This is a genomic window from Serratia sp. (in: enterobacteria) (genome assembly GCF_046715635.1).
In the GTDB taxonomy this organism is placed as follows: domain Bacteria; phylum Pseudomonadota; class Gammaproteobacteria; order Enterobacterales; family Enterobacteriaceae; genus Chania.
This window is the reverse complement of sequence record NZ_JBKJYW010000336.1, coordinates 1-2,666: the sequence shown is the minus strand read 5'-3', so window position 1 is coordinate 2,666 and position 2,666 is coordinate 1. Positions and strand designations below refer to the sequence as shown.

The 2,666-nt window shown below is 49.8% G+C and carries 3 protein-coding genes; 1 reads left to right on the top strand and 2 read right to left on the bottom strand.

Annotated features, from left to right (window positions below):
* The first annotated feature begins 169 nt into the window (after positions 1 to 169).
* Positions 170 to 1,201 carry a fimbrial protein gene (locus tag ACLQ7H_RS17920; RefSeq protein WP_411753823.1) on the top strand — a complete coding sequence of 344 codons (1,032 nt, stop codon included), beginning with the start codon at positions 170 to 172 and terminating at the stop codon, positions 1,199 to 1,201.
* A gap of 229 nt (positions 1,202 to 1,430) precedes the next feature.
* Here the strand turns inward: ACLQ7H_RS17920 and cynS are convergent, their stop codons facing one another.
* Both cynS and ACLQ7H_RS17910 read right to left on the bottom strand, forming a co-directional pair.
* Complete coding sequence (gene cynS, locus ACLQ7H_RS17915; protein WP_411753822.1) at positions 1,431 to 1,901, bottom strand: cyanase; 471 nt, start codon at positions 1,899 to 1,901, stop codon at positions 1,431 to 1,433.
* 26 nt (positions 1,902 to 1,927) lie between these two features.
* Positions 1,928 to 2,581 carry a carbonic anhydrase gene (locus ACLQ7H_RS17910; RefSeq protein WP_411753821.1) on the bottom strand — a complete coding sequence of 218 codons (654 nt, stop codon included), beginning with the start codon at positions 2,579 to 2,581 and terminating at the stop codon, positions 1,928 to 1,930.
* Positions 2,582 to 2,666: the final 85 nt, after the last annotated feature.

The window sequence follows — 2,666 nt, the reverse complement described above, 5'->3', positions numbered from 1 at the left end:
TGCCGACCTGGCCCAACAGCCGGATCAATGAACTATTGCCTTACGCCGAAAACCGCTTCAGCTAATTACCCCGTCAGCTTATTACATTATTTTAATCACACAACACGAGTTCACCGTTCGGTTACGTAATACCTTCATTAAAGTTTGATAAAAATAGATAATGGTGACTATGATCCTGAAAATGATACTTACGATATTACTCTTGCTCCCAACAGTGGTCAGCGCTAGTGAGATGGAAAACACCTGTTGGCCATATTCTGGAGATAATGATTTTTTTGTCACGCTTACCAAAGGAAGCTTAACCAGCAGCAAGGCGGGTTCAACGGCTATTTTCTCCTACACTGGCGTACCTGTATATTATTTGAACTGCTGGGCTGACTACCCTAAGGGGACGAAGCCATCAGTAATGGGTTATTACCAGAGCCGGATAGATTTACCACCCTCAGATTTTGGCAATGGTTTTTATAAGGTAAACGAAGATTTTGATGTTAAAATTGAGATCGTGGGCAACGGAGGTCATGTAGTTCCCTCGACAAGATCTATAGAAGGGGGAGTAGTGAGTGATGCAGATGGTCAGGTGGCGAGCCGTTATATCAAGCAGACCCGTTTTGCTTATGAAGGGACAAGCTCCAACATTACGTTGCGTTTACGACGAGATCAACTGGGGGGAGTGGTGCGAATTCCTCCAATGGTCAAATTATTCCGAGGCTACCGTTTAGTCACTAACGGTAATGGTAAAATACCGACCGTGATTAATGATACCCCGATTATGAGTATGTCGACAGCAGGGCAGTTTATACCAGTTCCCGTAGTCTGTACCATTAATAACGGTGCCGCTATTGAGGTGGATTTTGGCGATCTTGATAATACCCAGATCAGTAACGATGGGAGTCGTTATGTCAAAACCGTCCCGCTGCAGTACCGTTGTAACACTGCGGTGACGCAAAATATTGATATTAATCTTATTGCGGCCCCTGCGGCTTTCTCGTCAGAGTTTATCGCCACCACGCTGCCTGATGACATTGGGGTAGCAGTCAGATATAACGGCCAAATAGTCAAACCGAACCAGAAATTCGCTACCACGTTACTCAACGGTGTTGGGCAAGATGAGATACAGGTAGCTCCAGTGATCAACGATGTGACTAAGGCTGTTACCGGCAGTTTCACGGCATCCGCCACCTTGATTATGACGGTACATTAACTATTGCCACAGTCGTGTGAGCCTGGGGGAAATTAAGCGCCTGATACCAGGCGCTGAATTGAGACTACTGACAAACCCTCACCGGACTTACAACGTAGGGGCGCTGCATGCTGCGCCCGTCTTTATAATCAATGGGTTATCAAGGGTTGGTACGTTTATTTTTTACCAAATCAGCAACATTGCCACTTTGTCATCAATGTGAATTCAGCTTACTTTGTGGCTTAACGGCCTAGAATGGCTTGGTTGGCAGGTACTTACCATCCAGCGTGATCACCGCGCGTTCGCCGCCATCGGGGTCTTGGACCTTTTTGATATCCAGCTTGAAGTTGATCGCGCTGATCACCCCGTCACCAAATTGTTCATGCACCAGCGCCCGCAGGGTTGAGCCGTAGATCTGCACCATCTCGTAGAAACGATAAATGGTCGGGTCGGTCGGCACACCACCGGGGATACTGCCGCGCACTGGGATGGTTTGCAGCAGGCACACCGCATCTTCATCCAAATCCAACTTAGCCGCTACTACGCGGGCGGCCTGTTCCGGCAACGGATGCTGGCCAAGCAGAGCGGCGGTAACAAATGCCAAGCTCAAGCCGGTGTCTTGATTAATGGCTTCGAAGGTCAGGCCTTTACGGACTTTAGCCTCCATGAGGATGTCGGTCAGGTTCTGGCGTACGCAAGTGTTTTGTAGAGATTGTGCCATGTAAAATCCTCTTTATGATTAATAGGTTAGAAACGTTGCATGGCTGGGCTGGCGGTGACGCTCGGGTTGCTCGACAGCGGCACGAAACGGCGGGTATTGCCATCTAATGCATCAATACAGCCGGTGGCGATATCGTAGATCCAGCCATGCAGCCGCAGATTGCCTCGATCGAGCGCCAGCGCGACCGAAGGGTGAGTTTTCAGGTTGGTCAGTTGGGCGATGACGTTTTCACGCACCATCGAGTTAATGCGATCGTGCTCGCTGGCGTGTTCATTGGCTTGGTTAACCGCCTTGGCGGCATCGGCATAGCGCAGCCAGTTGGCCACGGTTGGCATGTGATCCAGGCATTTGCAGGTGGCAATGGCGGTCATAGCGCCGCAATCGGAGTGGCCGCAAATAACGATGTCCTCAACCCCTAGCGCAGTAACGGCATATTCCACCGAAGCAGAGACGCCACCAGGCTCAGGCCCGAAAGAAGGGACAATATTGCCCGCGTTGCGGATAACGAACAGGTCGCCTGGTTCGCGTTGGGTGATCAGCTCCGGCACCAATCGGCTGTCGGAACATGAGATAAATAGGGTGCGCGGGTTCTGGCTGGTAGCCAGACGTTTGAACAGCTCTGTACGCTCAACAAAAGCTTCGCGCTGGAACTTCAGAAAACCGTCAATAACCTCTTGCATGGTGACTCCATCAATGTGTGGCTTGCTTTCAATGGAGGCAAGAATGGACTTTTCTAGCTATAGGTTCCAAGACTCATTTATAATC